This window comes from Caballeronia insecticola, from assembly GCF_000402035.1.
In the GTDB taxonomy this organism is placed as follows: domain Bacteria; phylum Pseudomonadota; class Gammaproteobacteria; order Burkholderiales; family Burkholderiaceae; genus Caballeronia; species Caballeronia insecticola.
Genome location: NC_021287.1, coordinates 325,889 through 344,527, shown reverse-complemented (window position 1 = coordinate 344,527; position 18,639 = coordinate 325,889). Strand labels below are relative to the sequence as shown.

Below are 18,639 nucleotides of genomic sequence, written 5' to 3'. Positions count from 1 at the left end.
TCAAACTACTCCACGCGTGCCAGTGCGCACCGGCCAGGTCATGACCTTGCCGCGTTGCATGGAATGGAGCTCAGTCTGCGTGAAACTGTTGATCGACACATGGCGCGCGAGCCAGTGCTCCAGAATCAACCCGAACAGATAAGGGCTGATGCCCGAAAAGCCGGTCTCGTCGATGGTCAACGCACATTCGATGCCGCGTCCGAACGTCATAGGTCCCTTGCCGGAGAGCTTGCGCGTCACCGGGCGTGTTTTCACGCCAACCAGCCCCTCGATCTGGCGTTGATGATCGGTGTCGTCATCCATCACGTAAAGACGCAGCAAGTCGCGCAGCGCCTGCCCGCCCGGCCGATGGTCCTGATCTTCCAGCGCCAGATAGTTGAAGTTCAGTTGCCGGATCAGACGCCATGCCATCTCGCGATCGGCATAGGGCGGTCGCGGAGCGCTAGGTGCGCGAATCAGCCCGATGCTTGCTATCGGCCCTGAAGCCTTGTCGGCCGTAAGATCCGTCACACCATTGCGTGGCACGAGCGTGGCGAGATCGCGGTTGGTGACAAGCGCATCGACAGAGATGTAGCGGATTCCCTCCGGATATGGCGCTTCCTTCTGATCGACGAGCGACAGGAACATTTCCGTGCCGATATAAGGCGTACGCGTCCCATAGCGGCGCGAAGAGTCCGAATGCAGCCGGCGTTCGCGTCGCGTCGAAAAATAGCGGCCGTGATTGCCTTCGTCGTTGTTCAGGGTCTGATAGAGCGGTCTGAACGGCAGCTCCACGGAATCGACCTCGACTTGTCCATAGACCGTCTGCACCGAGAACACTTCGTAGTCGAGCGGCAATAACCGTGCGGGCACCACATGACATTCGGTTTCGCCCGGCGTGAGCGTCACGCGGTCGGTGCGCTTCTCGAACAGGTTGATGATCGGCGTGCAGAAGAGCGCGAAGCGTGCGGCATCGACGAGATTGGCCAGATGGCCCGGAGCGCGGTCCAGCAAAATGACGATCTCGGCTTCCCGGCCACCGATACGTGAAAGCCCCTCAGCCAGACCGTTGAGCGCGAAGAAGAGAAAGCGCGCAGGACAGGCAAAGTACTCGTGCAGCAGATTGTGACCGTGGAACTTGGTCCACGTCAGCGGCAGCAAATTCTGATCGGCGCGCAAGCCGTCGTGTTCGACCGCGCCTTCGGTGACGAAGGACGGACGAGTCGTCGCAGATCCGAACATGCCGGGCGGCGCGATCGCGGCAGCCAGACTCGACGCATGCACGAGTTCGTATAAATGCGACGCGACCTGTTCATCGCCTGCCAGATAGACGGGCAGACGGTCGAGGCCCTTGATCTCCGAGAAGCCGAAGTCGCCCGTGGTCGCCAATGTCAGACGAAGCGCGCCGCGCACTTGCCGGTCCGGCGGCACGTAGCGGCCGAGCGACGGAATGTCCGGCGGCACGCCGGTTAGACGCGCCTCGGTGATCCGAACCGGCCACATCTTGACGTCGTGACCGGTCGTGAACGTGCACTCGGTCTTCTCTCCTTTGGGCGCGGACGCGGTGAAGCGCGTGCCACGCGGCACGTCGTAGCCCTTCACGAGATTGCCGGCCTGACCGCCCGGAAAGACCTGCGCGACCGCGATGGACGGCGTCGGCGCCACATAGTTCGGGTAGACGACTTCAAGCAGCCTGCCGGTGAAGCGGGGGAACTCGGCATCGAGTTTCAGTTGCGTGCGCGCGGCCATGAAACAGAATGACTCGATCAGCCGCTCGACATACGGGTCGGCGACTTCGCCGGCTTGCATCCCGAGCCGACGAGCAATCTTGGGATGTGCCTGCGCAAACTCGGCGCCGAGTTCGCGCATGTAGATCAGTTCCTGGTTGTAGTAGTCGAGCAGTCGGGGATCCATTGGAAGTGCCGTTGTTGTCGTTGTTTGTCTTGGGTGCTGCGTGACGGTGGGGTTATTCAGTCGCTAAGCGCCAAGAATACGCTGGCATGGCTCGGGACGCGTCCTGAATCGTGCGTTGTATTTAACATTTGGACGTCCGATAGACATCGCCATTGCCGTCGATATATGCGCGCATGACAAGTATGCGTAAGCGGATGTGCATATTAAACATGACGAACTAAAACGCGTCTATCGGTAACGTGGTGAAATGTGGACTCGTTACGCTGTCTTAAAAATAGGCGCGGCCTCTTTGCCTGGAGGATGCCCACGTTCCTTAAAGCCAAGCGTTGACGATCAATCACGACATGAAATAAACCTTAACGTTTCAAAGTGTCACGAAACACTTCTTGCCCGACGTATAGACCATTTTCGATGGGAAGCCCCAACCCATACCGCAGAAAGCACTTCCACCGCTGAAGGTTGCGATAAATCCGTCTTTTGTGCTTGTAATTCGAGTCTTTAAACCGTCGTCGGGCCCGTCTTTAATAAAAAGATTCGTGATATTTCCAGACTGACTGAAGACGGATTTATTGTCCGAAGAGTTCGCACCAGCCGAACAGACTGCCGTCTGCCCTTCCTTGCCATTCCCCATTGACGCCAAGTAGGAGAGCGCAGTTATCGCGTTGTTTTCTTTCGTAACAGAAAGCTCATATTCCTCGATTGTGTCCGGGCTTTTCATTTCAGACTCGAAAACACATTATTACGGATTCGTGCAGTGCTGAATATAGGGACGTGGATCCAGACGATTCGCAAGCCTCAAACAGAATGCACGGGCCTTGATTCGAACGTCAAAATGTAAGTGTGCCCCCCCCTGTGGAATTGAGTTCATTCCCTCCGCGTTCCCCGTATGACCTATCTTGGCAATTATCTGACCAGCCTTCATTAAAACCGGCCGCACTTCTTTTTTCGCATCATCCAGACCGGTTGGGACGCAATATTCAATCAAATGCGCAAAGAAAAATCCAATCGCAGATCCATTCGGATTGGCCTGTCTCCCCCGCTCAGCAAGGCCTGCTGGAAGGTCGTTACATCCTACCTCCAGCCCATAGTCTTTCCGTAGGCATTTGGGATATGGAAATGGCCGAGGGTAAAGAACGCCATTGCAACAGCTCGAACCGGTGTTCCAGGTTCGGCCGCTAAGTCTAATCCTTGATGATATTTTTCCCGTTTTGACGTGCCCAACCGAGTTCTGCACCACGCTTACTAGCAAGTACCGCTGTTCTGATGGTGCAAACGTCCAAAGGATCGAACCATTGTGATTCTTCGCCACTTTGAATTGAAGCCTGCGATTGCTCCGGGATAGGAGACACACCCCTGTTCGCTTCCGAAGCGGAAGATGAAGGATGGCACCAGGACGCGAGGCTGTTTGGGTGTGTACATTTGATTTTTCTTATTACTCGAGTTTCAAAACATAGATTGATCGCGCGCACCGCACCGACCACGCAGTGCGCATCGGTCTTCGAAGCGGCGCCGAATTCAATCCGTACGCGCCCCCGTGACATTGATCTGACTCGTCTCCAGATCCAGCGAACTCTGCACCATGAATTCCAGCGGGTAAGGGTCCATGTGGATTTCTCCGCGCACCTCGAACGAGAGCACGTTGTGATGCGCTATCGCAGCGCCACTTTCGAGCACGCGGATGACGAGCGAATCCTTCATGAGGCGCGGCTCGAAACGCTCGATCACGGCGCGGATGGTCTGCTCGACATCGGTCCACTGACGCGCCGCGAGAAACTCCCCGGCGAGCGGCGGCACGCCGAAATTAATAGTCGATTTAGCCGCCTCGGGATAGCGCTTGCGGTCGATCTGATCTTCGATGTTCGTCGTGTTGAGCAGATAGATCAGATCGCGCTGAATGATGTCGCGCATTTGCTTGCGCGAGACCGCGTACTCTTCGGGCGACTCGCCCTGCCGGCGCGGCACGTCATCGCGCAGGCGATCGAGCAGTGTCGGCATGAGATGCGCGTTGGCTCGCCGCGGCGCACGCGTCGTGAGCGCGTCTCCAGGCGCAGAGGATTTACGCCGGGTCATTCGCGTTCTCGACTTTGCTGGCGTCCGCAGCGTTGGTTGGGTTCCCGTCGGCGTCGGCGCGTGCGCCGAAATCACCGAGAAGCCAGTCGAAAACGCCGAAATCGCCCCGCGACGTGGTCCAGGTTTTTTGTCCGAGCGCGACGACGGCCGTGCGTCCCGCTTCGCTCCAGATCGTCTCGCGGCCGCAGCGAACCGCTTCGGCTCCCGCCTCCGATCCCGAATAGCGAGCGGGGAGGAACCTTTGAATACCAACTCATGATGTCGTCCGCTTGGTGACTCGTTCTCGCCGGGTGCGTTACTTCTTTTCCGGCTTCTTGGTTTCGGCGATCTTCACGGCCTTCGCCTCCAGGTTGATCGTCAGTTGAACTTTGGGGGTGAAGTGGTACCACGCGGCGTCGGGCGCCGTCGGCAGCGTATAGGTCTCGCGCCATACGGCGTTGGGCAGATCCCGATAAGCCGCGATCACGCCGATGGTGGTCGTCTCCGGATCGCCGATCCGAAAGATGTTCTTGGTGTCGCCCGGTCGCAACTGGAGCTGGTCGCGTCTGACGAGGTCATTGGCGAGCAAGGTCTTGTCCTGCGTCTGCAACGTAAAGAAGTCGGCGCTCTTGAACGCGACATCGTTCTTCAACTCGTAGATGCGCACGACGATGGGCGCGGCGCGGCCCTTGTCGTCGGGATTGACGTCGTTCTGCACAGTGACCTTCAGCTCAAGCCGGACCGGCTCCTTCGGCTTTGGGTCGCTGCTACTGGCGCAGGCCGAGAGCCATAGCGCGCTCATCAGTGCGGCGGCGATCAGGATCGAACGCATGCGAATACTTCCTGTGTCCAGTGAATCCGGGAGATCCAAATGGGCGTTTGCAAACGCGAAGGCCCGGCGGGAGAAATCCCCCGCCGGGCGCCAGACTAAAGAGCGAAAGCTTTACGCTTCCTTGTTGCCCTTGATGTCAAAGCCAGCCGTCACCGCACCGCCCGAACCGCCCTGGGCGTTCTGGACGACGTATTCCTGCTTGACCTTCGAGAACGACAGCGAGACGCTTTCGCGGCTCTTGTCGCTATCGTTACGGCTGCCCGACGGCGCCACGCGCGTCACGAGCACGTCGTGCATCGTGATCTTCAGGTATTCCAGCGGGCTACCGCCAGCCTTGCGCATCACCAGCGTTGCCGCATCGATGTGCTTGCCGGTCAGGGCGTACTTCATCAGGTTGGGGCTCGAACGATCGATGTTGTGTTCGAACACGAGGTCCGACACCGATGCCTTGCCCGCACCGCCGCCGCTACCCGAGTGCATCGTGGATTCCTGGCGGATTTCCCAGTTCCAGTTCAGGACTTCGATTTCGTCCTTGTGCTTGTCGTCCAGCGACTCGCCGGTAATACCGTCGATCTTCAAGAAAATGTCCTGTGCCATATAACTCCTTGCGGGTTGTTGAAGTGAAGACGGGCGTGCGCCGAGATGACGCCGCTTGTCATCGATACGCGTCGAACGACACGATTCCTAAGATCTGTCTTTGAGCGACCACATCGCCAGTCTGCTTACGCAGCATCCTTGATCGAGGGCAACTTCGTGACCAGCCGCAGCGACACGGTCAGACCTTCGAGTTGGAAATGCGGACGCAGGAAGAACTTCGCTTGGTAATAGCCAGGGTTGCCTTCCATTTCCTCGACCATCACTTCCGCGGCGGCCAGCGGTCGGCGCGCTTTCGTGTCCTGCGACGAGTTGACCGGGTCTGCATCCACGTAATGCATGACCCATTCGTTCAGCCAACGCTGCATGTCTTCGCGTTCACGGAAGGAGCCAACCTTGTCGCGCACGATGCACTTCAGGTAGTGCGCGAAACGCGAGCAAGCGAACAGATACGGCAGACGCGCCGACAGATTCGCGTTGGCGGTCGCGTCAGGGTCGTGATACTCGGCGGGTTTTTGCAACGACTGCGCGCCGATGAACGTTGCGTGATCCGTGTTCTTGCGGTGGATCAGCGGAATGAAGCCGCTCTTCGACAGTTCTGCTTCGCGGCGATCCGAGATCGCGATTTCGGTCGGGCACTTCATGTCGATGCCGCCGTCGTCGGTCGGAAACGTGTGCGTCGGCAGGTTCTCGACCGTTCCGCCCGACTCGACTCCGCGAATCAGCGAGCACCAGCCGTATTCCTTGAACGAGCGGTTGATGTTCACGCCCATGGCATACGCCGCATTGGCCCATGCGTAGCGGTTGTGATCCGAACCGTTGGTTTCTTCTTCGAAATCGAATTCATCGACCGGGTTGGTCTTCGCGCCGTACGGCAGACGTGCGAGAAAGCGTGGCATGGCGAGGCCGATGTAACGCGCGTCCTCGGTGTTGCGCAGCGAGTTCCAGGCCGTGTATTCGAGGTTCTGCGTGAAGATCTTCGTCAGGTCTCGCGGGTTCGCGAGTTCCTGCCACGATTCCATCTGAAGCACGGAAGGCGCTGCGCCCGCGATGAACGGCGTATGCGACGACGCAGCGACCTTCGCGATGGAACCGAGCAGATCGACATCCGGGGGCGTGTGGTCGAAGAAATAATCTGCGACGAGGCAGCCATAAGGCTCGCCGCCGAGCTGGCCGTATTCTTCTTCGTAGATCTGCTTGAAGAGGGGGCTTTGATCCCACGCAACGCCCTTGTATCGGCGCATTGTGCGATGCAGCTCCGTCTTCGACAAATCCATGAAGCGGATCTTCAGATGCTCGTCGGTTTCCGTGTTCGAGACAAGGTGATGCAGACCGCGCCAAGCCGATTCGAGCTGCTGGAAGTCGGCATGATGCAGGATCAGATTGATCTGTTCGGAAAGCTTATGATCGATCTGCGCGATGATCGCGGCAATGCTCTTGTATGCGTCGTCACTGATCGTGAGCGACTGCGACAGCGCCTGCTCAGCAAGCGTCTTGACCGCGAGTTCGACGGCTTCGCGAGCATGCTCCGTCTTAGAACGGAATTCCTTTTCGAGAAGCTGCGTGAAATCGGATTGTGCGTACGTTGTCTGAGCTTCAGCGGCTTGTGCTGCTTTTTTCGTCATGGTTTGAGTCCTTGGGTCCGGTCGTCTTTCGGGCGCGCTTACTGTTCGACGCCAGCGTCATCGCTGACCGAGCGCTCGGGCTTCGGCGCGGCTGCGAGCGACTTGAGCAGGGCCGGGTCTTTCAGCATCTGCGTGACGAGCGCTTCGGCGCCCGCCTTATCCAGAACTCAGGGCCGCACTTGCAGCCAGAACGTAACGGGCCCGTCGTTCACGAGCGATACCTGCATCTCCGCACCAAACTCTCCGGTCTCGACGATCGGGTGCTTCGCGCGCGCCTGCCCGACGAAATAGTCGAAGAGTCGCTTGCCTTCGTCGGGCGGCGCGGCGGGGGTGAAGCTCGGGCGCAGGCCGCTCGACGTATCGGCGGCGAGCGTGAATTGCGACACCAGCAGCACGCCGCCTGCGCGCCCTGCACCGTCCATGTTCTGCACGGAGAGGTTCATCTTGCCGGCAGCGTCGCTGAAGACGCGATACGCGAGCATCTTCGCCAGCAGTTTGTCGGCGGCAGCTTCGTTGTCGCCGCGCTCGGCGCAGACCAGCGCGAGCAGGCCCGCATCGATGGCGCCGGTCACGCGCTCGCCCACGCGCACATCGGCGCGCTTCACACGCTGAATGAGCGCGATCATCGGCTCAAGCGGTCAGCGTGACGCGCGCGAAGCGGCGCCTGCCCACTTGCACGACGAACTCGCCCGCCTCGATCTTCAGGCCCTTGTCGGAGACCGTCGCGCCGTCGATCTTCACGCCGCCCTGCTCGATATTGCGCAGCGCCTCGCTCGTCGACGGCACAAGCCCCGCCTGCTTGAGCAACTGGCCGATCGCGAGCGGCGCGCCCGCGAGCGTCACCGCGGGAATATCGTCCGGCACGCCGCCCTTCGCGCGATGATTGAAGTCGTCGAGCGCGCGCTCGGCATCCGCCGGCGAATGGAAACGCGCGACGATTTCCTGCGCGAGCATCACCTTGAAGTCGCGCGGATTGCGCCCGCCCTCAGTTTCCTGACGGAAGCCCGCAATTTCCGCGATGCTGCGGAACGACAGCAGCTCGAAGTAGCGCCACATCAACGTGTCGGAGATGCTCATCAGTTTGCCGAACATCTCGGTCGGCTTCTCGCTGATGCCGACGTAATTGTTCTTCGACTTCGACATCTTCTCGACGCCGTCGAGGCCTTCGAGCAGCGGCATCGTCAAAATGCACTGCTGCTCCTGACCGTATTGCTTCTGCAGTTCGCGGCCGACGAGCAGGTTGAACTTCTGATCCGTGCCGCCGAGTTCGAGGTCCGAATTCAGCGCGACGGAATCGTAGCCCTGCATCAACGGGTACAGGAATTCATGGATCGAGATCGGCACGCCGCCCTGGAAGCGCTTGGTGAAATCCTCGCGCTCCAGAATGCGCGCGACCGTGTAGCGCGACGCGAGCTTGATCATGCCGTCGGCGCCGAGCGGCATCGACCATTCGCTGTTGTAGCGGATTTCGGTTTTATCGCGGTCGAGCACGAGCGACGCCTGGTCGAAATACGTCTTCGCGTTGTTTTCGATCTGTTCGCGCGTGAGCGGAGGACGCGTTGCGTTGCGGCCGGACGGATCGCCGATCAGCGAAGTGAAATCGCCGATCAGGAAGATGACCTGATGGCCGAGATCCTGCAACTGGCGCATCTTGTTCAGCACGACCGTATGGCCGATGTGGATGTCCGGCGCGGTCGGATCGAGGCCGAGTTTGATGCGCAACGGCTTGCCGGTCGCGGCGCTCCTCGCGAGCTTCTGCGCGAACTCGTCTTCGATCAGCAGTTCGTCGCAGCCACGTTTGGCGACGGCGAGCGCGTTCTTCACTTCGTCGGTGATCGGAAAGCTTTGCGCGCCGGGCGCGGAAGAAGCGTTGGAGTCAGTGGTCATGCTTGCGGCTTGTGAAAGTCAAAGGGTTCGATGGCGGGCGGCGCGGCGCTTCGCGCGCCGTCTGCGAATCCGGCGTGGCCGGAAGGGACGCCGCGTTCCGGGACGCGGCGCGCGCGGCAAATGACGAAAACGCGCGCAAATGTGTGTTCAGGCTCAGGATTTTACGCGATGACGGCTCCGTTCGTGCCGTTTTGAGCCGCTTTGGCCGACTTTCGGGCGCGCGAAACGCCTCGTCCGATCAGAATGACTTCAGCCGCAACTTAACGATTCGCCCCGTTACGCGGATAATCCCGCTGAGTGAGCCCATTCGGCAACAGCGCATGAACGAGGAGAGCAGCGTGGGGAAAAAAACCGAGGCAATCGAAACCGGCAAGGCTGACGGCGTGTACTTCGGTTTGATGTCCGGCACCAGCATGGACGGCGTGGACGGCGTCGCCGTGCAGTTCGCGACGGGCAAACCGCCGGTTGTACTGGGCGAGGCGCACGTTTCCTTCTCGAAAGGTCTGCGCGACGCGCTCTTCGAACTGCAAGCGCCCGGCGATAACGAACTGGAGCGCGAGGCACTCGCCGCCAACGCGCTTGCAACGCGCTACGCCGTCTGCTGCCACGAACTACAGAGCATGAGCGGCTGTTCGGCGTCGAAAGTGCGCGCGATCGGCGTGCACGGTCAGACGGTGCGGCATCGGCCGGAGAAAGGTTACACGCGGCAGATCAACAATCCCGCGATGCTCGCCGAAATGACCAACATCGACGTCATCGCGGACTTCCGCAGCCGCGATGTCGCCGCGGGCGGTCAGGGCGCGCCGCTCGTGCCGGCGTTTCACGCGACGGTATTCGGCGCGAAAAACGAGACGCGCGTCGTGTGCAATCTGGGCGGCATCAGCAATATCACGATTCTCGCGGCAAGCGGCGAAGTGCGCGGCTTCGACTGCGGTCCGGCAAATGCGCTGATCGACGAATGGGCGCTGCGTCATCTGCAAAGACCTTACGACGATGGCGGTCAATTCGCCGCGCAAGGTCAGGTGAATCAGGCGCTGCTCGACGCCCTCCTCGATGAGCCGTTCTTCGATCAGCCTCCGCCGAAGAGCACGGGCCGCGATCTGTTCAATCCGTCTTGGATGGATGCGAAGCTCGCCGCCTTCCCGACGCTCGCGCCCGCCGACGTCCAGGCGACGCTCACCGCCCTCACCGCGACGACAGTCGCCCGCGAGATCACGCGTCACGCGTCGGATGCGCGCGCGGTGTACGTGTGCGGCGGCGGCGCGCGCAATCCGGTGCTGCTCAGGATGCTTCAGAAGGCTATCGAAGATGGCGGCGTCGCGGGCGTGCCCGTGATGACGACCGAAGCGCTCGGCGTGCCGCCGCAACAGGTCGAGGCGCTGGCGTTCGCGTGGCTCGCGATGCGTTGCGTCGCGCGCGAGCCGGGCAATCTGGCCGCGGTGACGGGCGCGGCGGGTCCACGCATTCTTGGCGCGATTTATCCGCACTGACCGAATTCGCATCGCCTAAATAAAAACGGAGCCCGAAGGCTCCGTTTTTTTCGCGACTACGCTACGCGCAGCTACATACGATTCGCGCTCAGACCGAGAACGACGAGCCGCAACCGCACGTGGTCGTGGCGTTCGGATTCTTGATGACGAACTGGGCGCCGTTGAGGTCGTCCTTATAGTCGATCTCCGCGCCGACGAGATACTGATAGCTCATCGAGTCGATGAGCAGCTGGACGCCCGCCTTGTCCATCACGGTATCGTCTTCGTTGACGGCTTCGTCGAACGTGAAACCATACTGGAAGCCCGAGCACCCGCCGCCCTGCACGAATACGCGCAGCTTGAGGTCGGGATTACCTTCTTCGTCGATCAACTGCTTGACCTTGTCCGCCGCCGCGTCGGTGAAGACGAATGGCAACGGCATTTCGGTCGTGGGGGTGTCGCTGACAGCGCTCATTCGAACTCTCCAATTTAGCTTCTAACCGATATTGTAGGGCTGATCTCAATATCGTGCTGGAAGTCCATGAAATCAATGGGCTATATGCAATTTCGACCGGGTGCGACCCGCGCGTGGATGAAAAAAGCCGCCGGCACAGGTAGTGCGGGCGGCCTTTGCAGCCATTTCGCCTGCAACCGAGTACGGTTGAAGGCGAAACGCCGAAGCGCTTAACGCTTCGAGAATTGCTTCCTGCGGCGTGCCTTGTGGAAACCGACCTTCTTACGTTCCACTTCACGTGCGTCGCGGGTGACGAAGCCAGCGTTCGACAGTTGCGACTTGAGCGTTGCGTCGTAGTCCATCAGCGCGCGGGTAATGCCGTGGCGAACCGCACCTGCCTGACCCGTTTCACCGCCGCCCGACACGTTGACCTTGATGTCGAACGTGGTGCCGTGGTTCGTGAGTTCCAGCGGTTGACGCACGATCATCAGCGACGTTTCGCGCGAGAAGTAGTCGGCGATGGGCTTGCCGTTGACGACGATCTCGCCCTTGCCCGACTTGATGAAGACGCGAGCGACGGCGCTCTTGCGGCGGCCCGTACCGTAATTCCAGTTACCGATCATGTGGGCTCCCCTTAGATCTCGAGCGCTTTAGGCTGTTGAGCCGTATGCGGGTGCGTAGCTTCTGCGTAGACCTTCAGCTTCTTGATCATCGCGTAGCCGAGCGGGCCTTTCGGCAGCATGCCCTTGACGGCCTTCTCGAGCGCACGGCCCGGGAAACGCTCTTGCATCTTGCCGAACGTCGTCTCGTAGATGCCGCCCGGGTAACCCGAGTGACGATAGTACTTCTTGTCCGTGGTCTTGTTGCCGGTGACCTTCAGCTTGCCGGCATTGACGATGATGATGAAATCACCGGTGTCGACGTGCGGGGTAAATTCAGGCTTATGCTTGCCGCGAAGACGGCGTGCCACTTCGCTGGCGACACGGCCGAGAACCTTATCCGTCGCGTCAATCACGTACCATTCGCGCGTCACCTCTTCGGCTTTTGCGGAAAACGTCTTCATGATCGATCCAAAAATTAATCTGCCCTTGAGCTTTGCCTTGTTCGGTCCTGCTTATATGTAATTGCGCATCGAGGCGCGTGCAGGCTCTCACAGGCCCTCTTCGCGGGCGTGTGGCGAAGAGAACTTTGGATTATATAGGGAAATAGCCGGGGCCGTCAAAGGCTTGGCGGAGTCGAGGCCGTGCAGGCGTAGAGGAAGGCCCAGACGAAAAAAAGCCCAGGCAGCTTGGCCCGGGCTTAATCCACCAAGGAGGAGGTGGAGGAGACAGAACCGAGTATAGGCACGAGCATGCTGCGAGGCAAGAATATTTGCATCGTGAAATTGAATTTCATTATTCGAAATCTTGGAATGCCGATCTTCGTCCACATATTTCGTTTACGGTTCAGATAGTTATGGATCAACACGCACGCGATTTTTCCCGCTTGTCCGCTTTAGAGGGTGTCCTCGACTCGGATCGGCATCGCCCGCGTGAAAGCGTTCGGCCCAATTTTCGAGTCGTCAACCCGGAAATGCGCGTAATCGGCCGGCGAGCAGGAATCCATGAACCGCTACAATGAACCTTCTGTAACGACGTATTGAGCAGCCGGAGCGTGAGCATGGAATGCAAAGTTAGCTGGATGGGACAAGACGGCATGGCCTTCGCCGCCGAGACGGGAAGCGGCCATCTGGTCAATATGGACGGCGCGCCGGAAGGCGGCGGGCGCAATCTTGCGCCGCGTCCGATGGAAATGGTATTGCTCGGCACCGGCGGCTGCACTGCCTACGACGTCGTGATGATCCTGAAAAAGAGCCGCCAGGAGATTCAGGGCTGCTCGGTGACGCTCAAGGCCGATCGCGCGAGCGAGGACCCCAAGGTCTTCACGAAGATCCACTTCCATTTCACGGTGACGGGCAAGAACCTGAACCCGGCGACCGTCGAGCGCGCGATCAACCTGTCGCACGACAAATATTGCTCGGCGTCGATCATGCTGGCGAAGACGGCGGAGCTCACGCATTCGTTCGAGATCGTGGAAAACTGAACGTGCAGGCGTGATTGCAAGCACTGAAACGAAAAGAGCCGACGTCGCAAGACGCCGGCTCTTCTCTTTTGAACGATGACAAAGCAGGCCGATAAGCCGGATTCTGTGCACGCGCCGGCCGAAACCCGCGCGCGTGGCAATCATTCCTCTAGATGCGGCATTGCTGACGCACTCAAGCTTCCTACCCGCAGACGAACGGGGGCCCCGTCCTGCATCGCGAGGATGCGTGCCTGCCTATTTGGAATTGCTCCGGGTGGAGGTTACCGTGCCGGAACGTCTCGCGACGCCCGCGGTGCGCTCTTACCGCACCGTTTCACCCTTACCTGATCTCCGGACTTGCGCCCGGAGCCATCGGCGGTTTGCTTTCTGTTGCCCTGTTCCGCGTGTCGCCACGGATGGCCGTTAGCCATCACCCTGCCCTGTGTAGTCCGGACTTTCCTCGCCCTCTTCGGCCGAAACCGTCGAAGCCGCGATTGCCTGGCCTGCTTTGCCGCGTCGATTTTAGCATCCCGGTGTTCGCGCGATCGTCGGCGGGGTGTTCGGCTTCAGCGGGCGCGGCGGCCCGGGCGGAAAACGGCGGTGTCGTCGTAGAAATCGGGCGATGCGTTCGCGTCCCACCAGCCCGGCACGCCCAGCACCGGCAGCGGCGCAAATGCGCGGCCGTCGAGCGGTTCGGCCAGGATGCGCGCCGCCACCGCTTCGTCGAGGAGCGCGCGGCGGGCGGCATCGTCGAGTGTGAAATAGCTTGCGGGAACGTCGACAATCCACGCGTGCCCGGTGCACGCCTTGTACGGCGCGACGAGCTTTTCCAGCAACGCATGCCCGAACATGCGCGCTTCGCAACGCGTGCCCCAGCCCGCGCGCTCCGCGACGAACAGCGTGCGCCAGCCGAAGCCGCGCAACGCATCCGCAAGCGATGCATCCGCGCAAGCGAACAACACCGCGTTTTCGTCGAAGAGTGTGAGTGCGTCGCGCACGCCGCCGCGCGTCGGGCCGATGCCGAGCGCGTCGATCTGCGCCGCCTGACGCGCGTTGAGCGCGGCCTTGATGCGCGGATACGCGAACCACATCAGGCCATTGAAGAAGTCATGCAGATTGTGGCGCGTCGGCACGCAGCCCGTTGCGGCGATATGACCTTCGTACGATGCGCCCGTCGGCAATTCGTCCTGCGCGATGAACGCGAGCGGCCGGCCCCGGCCCGAGACGAGCGCGGCGCCCGCCGCATCGTGGTTCAGTACCGCGAGATAGTCGGCGTAACCGGCGAGCGCCGCCGCCTGCCAGCGTCTGCCGCGCGGCTCGATCGGCGCAAGCCAGGGCCGCGCCCAGTCGATAGCGCAAAAACCCGCGGCGAAACCCGCGCTCACTTTTTCGCGCCTAGTTCGCGTCCACGAAACGCCAGCCGAGCGACTCGCCGCCACGCAGCGGCACGATGGTCGAATCGCCGGCGGTGAATTCGGCGGGCAACGTCCACGAGGCGCGCTCGAGCGTCACCGTGTCCGCGCTGCGCGGCAGGCCGTAGAAATCGGCGCCGTGGAAGCTCGCGAAGCCTTCGAGCTTGTCGAGCGCGCCGGCCTTGTCGAAGGTTTCGGCGTACAGCTCGAGCGCGTGCAGCGCCGTGTAGCAGCCCGCGCAGCCGCACGCGTGCTCTTTCAGGCCCTTCGGATGCGGCGCGCTGTCGGTGCCGAGGAAATAGCGCGGATTGCCGGAGGTCGCCGCGTCGACCAGCGCCACGCGATGCGTCTCGCGCTTCAACACAGGCAGGCAGTAATAATGCGGCCGCATGCCGCCGACGAGCATGATGTTGCGGTTGTAAAGCAAATGATGTGCGGTAATCGTGGCGCCGATCGGGCCTTCGGCGTCGCGCACGTAATCGGCCGCGTCCTTCGTCGTGATGTGCTCGAACACGACCTTTAGCGCCGGAAAGTCGCGGCGCAGCGGCGTCATCACCCGGTCGATGAAGACCTTTTCCCGATCGAACACGTCGATGTCGCCGTCGGTCACTTCGCCGTGGATCAGCAGCGGCATGCCGGTTTCCTGCATTGCTTCGAGCGTCTTCGCGCACTTCGCGAGATTGGTCACGCCCGCGTCGGAGTTGGTCGTCGCGCCCGCCGGGTACAGCTTCACGCCGTGCACGAAACCGCTCTCGCGCGCGCGGCGGATTTCGTCGGGCGGCGTGTTGTCGGTGAGATAGAGCGTCATCAGCGGCTCGAAGCGCGCGCCCGCGCCCGCTTCCGGCAGCGCCGCCAGAATGCGTTCGCGGTAGGCGGCGGCGAGTTCCGTCGTCGTCACGGGCGGCTTGAGATTCGGCATGATGATCGCGCGGCCGAACTGGCGCGCCGTGTGCGGCAGGACGGCGGCGAGCGTCGCGCCGTCGCGCACGTGCAGATGCCAGTCGTCGGGGCGCGCGATCGTGAGCGAAGTGGGCGAAGATGAGTTAGCGGACATGACGTGATGACGGGGAACGTTGAATGGCGCACATTCACCCGAGGGCCGGAAAAAATCGCCGTGGAAATTCCACAACGTGCGCGCCTGTGAGCGTTTGCGCGATTTTTTCGGCTCGACCTCGGTGCTATGCTTGTCGTACGTATTGTAACAACCCAGCCCAGGGCGACTGCCCGCCTGCTTCAGCGACATGTGCCAACTACTCGGAATGAACTGCGCCGAACCCACGGACGTGACCTTCTCGTTCACCGGGTTCGCGGCGCGCGGCGGCGTCACGGATCATCACGCCGACGGCTGGGGCATCGCATTCTTTGAAGACAAAGCCTGCCGGCTCTTCATCGATCATCAGTCGTCGGCCAGTTCGCCGCTCGCGGAGATGGTGAAGCGCTATCCGATCAAGTCGAAGAACACGATCGCGCATATCCGCAAGGCAACGCAGGGGCATATCCTGCTCGAAAACTGCCATCCGTTCATGCGCGAGTTGTGGGGCCGTCACTGGATCTTCGCGCACAACGGCGATCTGAAAGGCCACGCGCCCGAACTGACCGGCGTCTATCAGCCGGTCGGCACCACCGACAGCGAGCTCGCTTTCTGCGCGCTGCTGCAAGGCCTGCGCCGCGCGTTTCCCTGCTCGCAGCCGCCGCTGGACGAATTGTTCGACACGCTCGCCGAACTCACGCGCGACATCACGCAATACGGCGTGTTCAATTTCCTGATGTCGAATGGTCAGGCGCTGTTCTCGCACTGCTCGACGCATTTGTACTATCTGGTACGCAGCTGGCCGTTCTCGACGGCGCATCTGATCGACGCCGACATGTCGATCGACTTCGCCAAGTACACGACGCCGGAGGATCGCGTCGCGGTGATCGCCACGTCGCCGCTGACGGATAACGAAGTCTGGACCCGCTTCGCACCCGGCGATCTCGCCATGTTCCAGAAAGGCGCGCTCTCGCGCACGGTGAATATCCCGGTGCCCGAGGAAGTCGCGAAAAAGGCCGCCGAACCGCTCGCGAAGGCATGCGTCGGCTCGGCGTTGACGCTCGGCGAGATCCGCAGCACGGCGGCAGTGGAAAGCGAACTGGGCATCGAATAAAAACGCGAACAAAAAAACGCGGCGCTTCTCTCGAAGCGCCGCGTTCCGTTCGTCCCGGCGAAACCGGGATCAGTGCAGGATCTTCGCCAGAAAATCCTTCGCCCGGTCCGAGCGCGGATTGGCGAAGAACGCTTCCTTCTGATCGTCTTCGACGATCAAACCCTTGTCCATGAAGATCACGCGGTTCGCCACTTTCTTCGCGAACCCCATTTCGTGCGTCACGCACATCATGGTCATGCCTTCCTGCGCGAGTTCGACCATCACGTCGAGCACTTCGTTGATCATCTCCGGGTCGAGCGCGGAAGTGGGCTCGTCGAAGAGCATCGCGATCGGGTCCATCGACAACGCGCGTGCAATCGCCACGCGCTGCTGCTGACCGCCCGAAAGCTGGCCCGGATACTTGTCCGCCTGCGCGCGCAAACCGACGCGGTCCAGCAGTTTCATGCCCTTTTGCGCTGCTTCGTCGTTCGAGCGGCCGAGCACCTTGACCTGCGCGAGCGTCAGGTTCTGCGTGATCGTCAGATGCGGAAACAGCTCGAAGTGCTGGAACACCATGCCGACCTTCGAACGCAGTTTCGACAGATTGGTCTTCTTGTCGGTGAGCGACTGACCGTTGATCGTGATCTCGCCCTTCTGGAACGGCTCGAGGCCGTTGACCGTCTTGATCAGCGTCGACTTGCCCGAACCCGACGGGCCGCACACCACGACGACCTCACCCTTCTTCACTTCGGTCGTGCAGTCCGTCAGCACCTGAAACTGCCCGTACCACTTGGAAACATTCTTGATAGAGATCATCTTGCGACCTTTTTCTGAAGACTTTTGACGAGGGCCGACGCCACCACGCAAATTACGAAATAACATGCGCCCGCGAACAGGACCATTTCGACGGTCGTGCCGTCGCGGTCGCCGATGTTCGTCGCCGTGCGGAAGAAGTCCGCGAGACTGATGACGTACACGAGCGACGTATCCTGAAACAGGACGATGGCCTGCGTGAGCAAGAGCGGCACCATCGCGCGGAATGCCTGCGGCAGCACGACGAGCTTCATCGCCTGCCCGTAGGTCATGCCGAGCGCGAACGCTGCATTCACCTGACCGCGCGGCACCGCCTGGATGCCCGCGCGAATGATTTCGGAATAGTACGCGGCTTCGAAAAGCGAGAACGCGACCATTGCCGAGGCGAGACGGATGTCGATGTCCGCCGACAGGCCGAGCACGTTCTGCAGCAACTGCGGCACGATCAGGAAGAACCACAGCAGGACCATCACGAGCGGGATCGAGCGGAACAGCGTGACATACGTGCTCGCGAACCATTGCAGCGGCTTCACGCCCGAGAGACGGAACAGCGCGAGCACGGTGCCCCACACGATGCCGATCACGATAGCGAGCACCGTGATCTGCAACGTGATCTTGGCGCCCGTCATCAGCGTGGGCCACTGCGCAAGAATGTCACTCCAGTTGAACTGATGCATTACTTGCCTCCGATGTAGCCGGGCAGCCGGGTTCTCGCTTCGACCCAGCGCATCAACTGCATCACGACGAGATTGATGAGCATGTAGGCGACCGTCACCGCGATGAACGACTCATACGTCTGCGCCGTATAGTCGACGAGCTGTCGCGCCTGTGCGGACAGATCCAGCAGACCGATGGTCGACGCCACCGCCGAGTTCTTGAACACGTTGAGGAATTCCGACGTGAGCGGCGGCACGATGATGCGGTATGCGACCGGCATCAGCACGTAACGATACGTCTGCCATTGCGTGAAGCCCATCGCGAGGCCCGCGTTGCGCTGTCCGGGCGGCAGCGCGTTGATGCCCGAGCGCACCTGTTCGCACACGCGCGCGCCGGTGAAGAGCCCGAGACAGATGATCGACGACGAGAAGAACTGCGCCGTGGGCGGCAGTTGCTTGAACCAGTTGCCGATGGAAGGCGGCAGCAACTCCGGTATCACGAGATACCAGATGAAGAACTGCACGATCAGCGGAATATTGCGGAAGATCGCGACGTAGACGGTGCCGATGCGCGCCAGCGTGCGATTCGGGACCGTGCGCAAGATGCCGAACAACGAGCCGACCACGAGCGCGATCACCCAGGCCGCGAGCGACACGGTAATCGTCACCCAGAAGCCGGAAATCAGCCAGCCGAGGTAGGTCGTGGGCTCGCCGGTCGAAACCGGACTCAGCAGGATGCCCCAGTTCCAGTGATAAGACATGGACTCACTC

General features: G+C 60.9%; 20 protein-coding genes and 1 other RNA gene. 3 read left to right on the top strand and 18 right to left on the bottom strand.

Going from position 1 to position 18,639, the window contains the following annotated elements; genetic code table 11:
- The 9 genes from tssF to tyrS form a co-directional block, all read right to left on the bottom strand.
- Nucleotides 1–1,893 (bottom strand): type VI secretion system baseplate subunit TssF, encoded by a 1,893-nt coding sequence (gene tssF / locus BRPE64_RS01625; RefSeq protein WP_016344258.1) that lies wholly within the window; start codon nucleotides 1,891–1,893, stop codon nucleotides 1–3.
- Nucleotides 1,894–2,257: 364 nt separating this feature from the next.
- Entirely contained in the window at nucleotides 2,258–2,611 is a 354-nt protein-coding gene (locus BRPE64_RS01620) for a hypothetical protein (RefSeq protein WP_044041102.1), read from the bottom strand.
- A 797-nt stretch (nucleotides 2,612–3,408) separates the two neighbouring features.
- Nucleotides 3,409–3,963 carry a type VI secretion system baseplate subunit TssE gene (tssE, locus tag BRPE64_RS01615; protein ID WP_044041100.1) on the bottom strand — a complete coding sequence of 185 codons (555 nt, stop codon included), beginning with the start codon at nucleotides 3,961–3,963 and terminating at the stop codon, nucleotides 3,409–3,411.
- Nucleotides 3,950–4,210, bottom strand: a complete 261-nt coding sequence (locus tag BRPE64_RS32700; protein WP_144063360.1) for a type VI secretion system accessory protein TagJ — start codon at nucleotides 4,208–4,210, stop codon at nucleotides 3,950–3,952. The genes tssE and BRPE64_RS32700 overlap by 14 nt, the downstream gene beginning before the upstream one ends.
- Nucleotides 4,211–4,258: 48 nt before the next feature.
- Complete coding sequence (tssJ, locus tag BRPE64_RS01610; RefSeq protein WP_016344256.1) at nucleotides 4,259–4,774, bottom strand: type VI secretion system lipoprotein TssJ; 516 nt, start codon at nucleotides 4,772–4,774, stop codon at nucleotides 4,259–4,261.
- Nucleotides 4,775–4,885: 111 nt separating this feature from the next.
- The gene (locus BRPE64_RS01605) at nucleotides 4,886–5,371 is read right to left on the bottom strand and encodes an Hcp family type VI secretion system effector (protein WP_016344255.1); all 486 of its coding nucleotides are present in this window, start codon (nucleotides 5,369–5,371) and stop codon (nucleotides 4,886–4,888) included.
- Nucleotides 5,372–5,496: 125 nt separating this feature from the next.
- Complete coding sequence (tssC, locus tag BRPE64_RS01600; RefSeq protein ID WP_016344254.1) at nucleotides 5,497–6,993, bottom strand: type VI secretion system contractile sheath large subunit; 1,497 nt, start codon at nucleotides 6,991–6,993, stop codon at nucleotides 5,497–5,499.
- Nucleotides 6,994–7,160: 167 nt separating this feature from the next.
- Nucleotides 7,161–7,619: a D-aminoacyl-tRNA deacylase gene (dtd, locus tag BRPE64_RS01595; protein ID WP_016344253.1), complete on the bottom strand. Its 459-nt coding sequence runs from the start codon at nucleotides 7,617–7,619 to the stop codon at nucleotides 7,161–7,163.
- 4 nt (nucleotides 7,620–7,623) lie between these two features.
- Nucleotides 7,624–8,880, bottom strand: coding sequence for a tyrosine--tRNA ligase (gene tyrS / locus BRPE64_RS01590; RefSeq protein ID WP_016344252.1), 1,257 nt, complete (start codon nucleotides 8,878–8,880; stop codon nucleotides 7,624–7,626).
- A 320-nt stretch (nucleotides 8,881–9,200) separates the two neighbouring features.
- On the opposite strand from tyrS, the gene BRPE64_RS01585 reads away from it, so the two are divergent.
- Nucleotides 9,201–10,370, top strand: a complete 1,170-nt coding sequence (locus BRPE64_RS01585; RefSeq protein WP_016344251.1) for an anhydro-N-acetylmuramic acid kinase — start codon at nucleotides 9,201–9,203, stop codon at nucleotides 10,368–10,370.
- 88 nt (nucleotides 10,371–10,458) lie between these two features.
- Here BRPE64_RS01585 and erpA read toward each other — a convergent pair whose 3' ends face one another.
- From erpA to rplM, 3 genes are all read right to left on the bottom strand, one after another.
- On the bottom strand, nucleotides 10,459–10,824 hold the full coding sequence (erpA, locus tag BRPE64_RS01580; protein ID WP_044041099.1) for an iron-sulfur cluster insertion protein ErpA: 366 nt from the start codon (nucleotides 10,822–10,824) through the stop codon (nucleotides 10,459–10,461).
- A 209-nt stretch (nucleotides 10,825–11,033) separates the two neighbouring features.
- Nucleotides 11,034–11,426, bottom strand: coding sequence for a 30S ribosomal protein S9 (gene rpsI, locus BRPE64_RS01575; RefSeq protein ID WP_014190405.1), 393 nt, complete (start codon nucleotides 11,424–11,426; stop codon nucleotides 11,034–11,036).
- Between the two features lie 11 nt (nucleotides 11,427–11,437).
- The gene (rplM, locus tag BRPE64_RS01570; RefSeq protein WP_016344249.1) at nucleotides 11,438–11,866 is read right to left on the bottom strand and encodes a 50S ribosomal protein L13; all 429 of its coding nucleotides are present in this window, start codon (nucleotides 11,864–11,866) and stop codon (nucleotides 11,438–11,440) included.
- Between the two features lie 596 nt (nucleotides 11,867–12,462).
- Between rplM and BRPE64_RS01565 the strand changes: the two genes are divergently transcribed.
- The gene (locus BRPE64_RS01565; protein WP_044041098.1) at nucleotides 12,463–12,885 is read left to right on the top strand and encodes an OsmC family protein; all 423 of its coding nucleotides are present in this window, start codon (nucleotides 12,463–12,465) and stop codon (nucleotides 12,883–12,885) included.
- A 76-nt stretch (nucleotides 12,886–12,961) separates the two neighbouring features.
- Here BRPE64_RS01565 and rnpB read toward each other — a convergent pair.
- The 3 genes from rnpB to pyrC all read right to left on the bottom strand — a co-directional run bounded on the left by rnpB (nucleotide 12,962) and on the right by pyrC (nucleotide 15,330).
- Nucleotides 12,962–13,374, bottom strand: an RNA gene (gene rnpB, locus BRPE64_RS31925) — RNase P RNA component class A.
- Nucleotides 13,375–13,430: 56 nt separating this feature from the next.
- A complete protein-coding gene (locus BRPE64_RS01560; RefSeq protein ID WP_016344247.1) occupies nucleotides 13,431–14,249 on the bottom strand; it encodes a DUF3025 domain-containing protein in 819 nt (272 codons plus the stop codon).
- A 10-nt stretch (nucleotides 14,250–14,259) separates the two neighbouring features.
- Nucleotides 14,260–15,330 (bottom strand): dihydroorotase, encoded by a 1,071-nt coding sequence (gene pyrC / locus BRPE64_RS01555; protein WP_016344246.1) that lies wholly within the window; start codon nucleotides 15,328–15,330, stop codon nucleotides 14,260–14,262.
- A gap of 187 nt (nucleotides 15,331–15,517) precedes the next feature.
- Here pyrC and BRPE64_RS01550 point away from each other — a divergent pair, with 187 nt between their 5' ends.
- Nucleotides 15,518–16,420: a class II glutamine amidotransferase gene (locus tag BRPE64_RS01550; RefSeq protein ID WP_084675708.1), complete on the top strand. Its 903-nt coding sequence runs from the start codon at nucleotides 15,518–15,520 to the stop codon at nucleotides 16,418–16,420.
- Between the two features lie 69 nt (nucleotides 16,421–16,489).
- Here the strand turns inward: BRPE64_RS01550 and BRPE64_RS01545 are convergent, their stop codons facing one another.
- The 3 genes from BRPE64_RS01545 to BRPE64_RS01535 are packed head-to-tail and all read right to left on the bottom strand — an operon-like array spanning nucleotide 16,490 to nucleotide 18,629.
- Nucleotides 16,490–17,215 carry an amino acid ABC transporter ATP-binding protein gene (locus BRPE64_RS01545; protein WP_016344244.1) on the bottom strand — a complete coding sequence of 242 codons (726 nt, stop codon included), beginning with the start codon at nucleotides 17,213–17,215 and terminating at the stop codon, nucleotides 16,490–16,492.
- Nucleotides 17,212–17,889, bottom strand: coding sequence for a glutamate/aspartate ABC transporter permease GltK (gene gltK, locus BRPE64_RS01540; protein ID WP_016344243.1), 678 nt, complete (start codon nucleotides 17,887–17,889; stop codon nucleotides 17,212–17,214). The genes BRPE64_RS01545 and gltK overlap by 4 nt, the downstream gene beginning before the upstream one ends.
- The gene (locus BRPE64_RS01535; RefSeq protein ID WP_016344242.1) at nucleotides 17,889–18,629 is read right to left on the bottom strand and encodes an amino acid ABC transporter permease; all 741 of its coding nucleotides are present in this window, start codon (nucleotides 18,627–18,629) and stop codon (nucleotides 17,889–17,891) included. The genes gltK and BRPE64_RS01535 overlap by 1 nt, the downstream gene beginning before the upstream one ends.
- Nucleotides 18,630–18,639 lie beyond the last annotated feature (10 nt).

What these genes read in the sequence shown, in the direction of transcription:
- tssF (WP_016344258.1), bottom strand. Translation starts at nt 1,893, where the DNA reads ATGGATCCCCGACTGCTCGACTACTACAACCAGGAACTGATCTACATG.
- BRPE64_RS01620 (WP_044041102.1), bottom strand. Translation starts at nt 2,611, where the DNA reads ATGAAAAGCCCGGACACAATCGAGGAATATGAGCTTTCTGTTACGAAA.
- tssE (WP_044041100.1), bottom strand. Translation starts at nt 3,963, where the DNA reads ATGACCCGGCGTAAATCCTCTGCGCCTGGAGACGCGCTCACGACGCGT.
- tssJ (WP_016344256.1), bottom strand. Translation starts at nt 4,774, where the DNA reads ATGCGTTCGATCCTGATCGCCGCCGCACTGATGAGCGCGCTATGGCTC.
- BRPE64_RS01605 (WP_016344255.1), bottom strand. Translation starts at nt 5,371, where the DNA reads ATGGCACAGGACATTTTCTTGAAGATCGACGGTATTACCGGCGAGTCG.
- tssC (WP_016344254.1), bottom strand. Translation starts at nt 6,993, where the DNA reads ATGACGAAAAAAGCAGCACAAGCCGCTGAAGCTCAGACAACGTACGCA.
- dtd (WP_016344253.1), bottom strand. Translation starts at nt 7,619, where the DNA reads ATGATCGCGCTCATTCAGCGTGTGAAGCGCGCCGATGTGCGCGTGGGC.
- tyrS (WP_016344252.1), bottom strand. Translation starts at nt 8,880, where the DNA reads ATGACCACTGACTCCAACGCTTCTTCCGCGCCCGGCGCGCAAAGCTTT.
- BRPE64_RS01585 (WP_016344251.1), top strand. Translation starts at nt 9,201, where the DNA reads ATGAACGAGGAGAGCAGCGTGGGGAAAAAAACCGAGGCAATCGAAACC.
- erpA (WP_044041099.1), bottom strand. Translation starts at nt 10,824, where the DNA reads ATGAGCGCTGTCAGCGACACCCCCACGACCGAAATGCCGTTGCCATTC.
- rpsI (WP_014190405.1), bottom strand. Translation starts at nt 11,426, where the DNA reads ATGATCGGTAACTGGAATTACGGTACGGGCCGCCGCAAGAGCGCCGTC.
- rplM (WP_016344249.1), bottom strand. Translation starts at nt 11,866, where the DNA reads ATGAAGACGTTTTCCGCAAAAGCCGAAGAGGTGACGCGCGAATGGTAC.
- BRPE64_RS01565 (WP_044041098.1), top strand. Translation starts at nt 12,463, where the DNA reads ATGGAATGCAAAGTTAGCTGGATGGGACAAGACGGCATGGCCTTCGCC.
- pyrC (WP_016344246.1), bottom strand. Translation starts at nt 15,330, where the DNA reads ATGTCCGCTAACTCATCTTCGCCCACTTCGCTCACGATCGCGCGCCCC.
- BRPE64_RS01550 (WP_084675708.1), top strand. Translation starts at nt 15,518, where the DNA reads ATGTGCCAACTACTCGGAATGAACTGCGCCGAACCCACGGACGTGACC.
- BRPE64_RS01545 (WP_016344244.1), bottom strand. Translation starts at nt 17,215, where the DNA reads ATGATCTCTATCAAGAATGTTTCCAAGTGGTACGGGCAGTTTCAGGTG.
- gltK (WP_016344243.1), bottom strand. Translation starts at nt 17,889, where the DNA reads ATGCATCAGTTCAACTGGAGTGACATTCTTGCGCAGTGGCCCACGCTG.
- BRPE64_RS01535 (WP_016344242.1), bottom strand. Translation starts at nt 18,629, where the DNA reads ATGTCTTATCACTGGAACTGGGGCATCCTGCTGAGTCCGGTTTCGACC.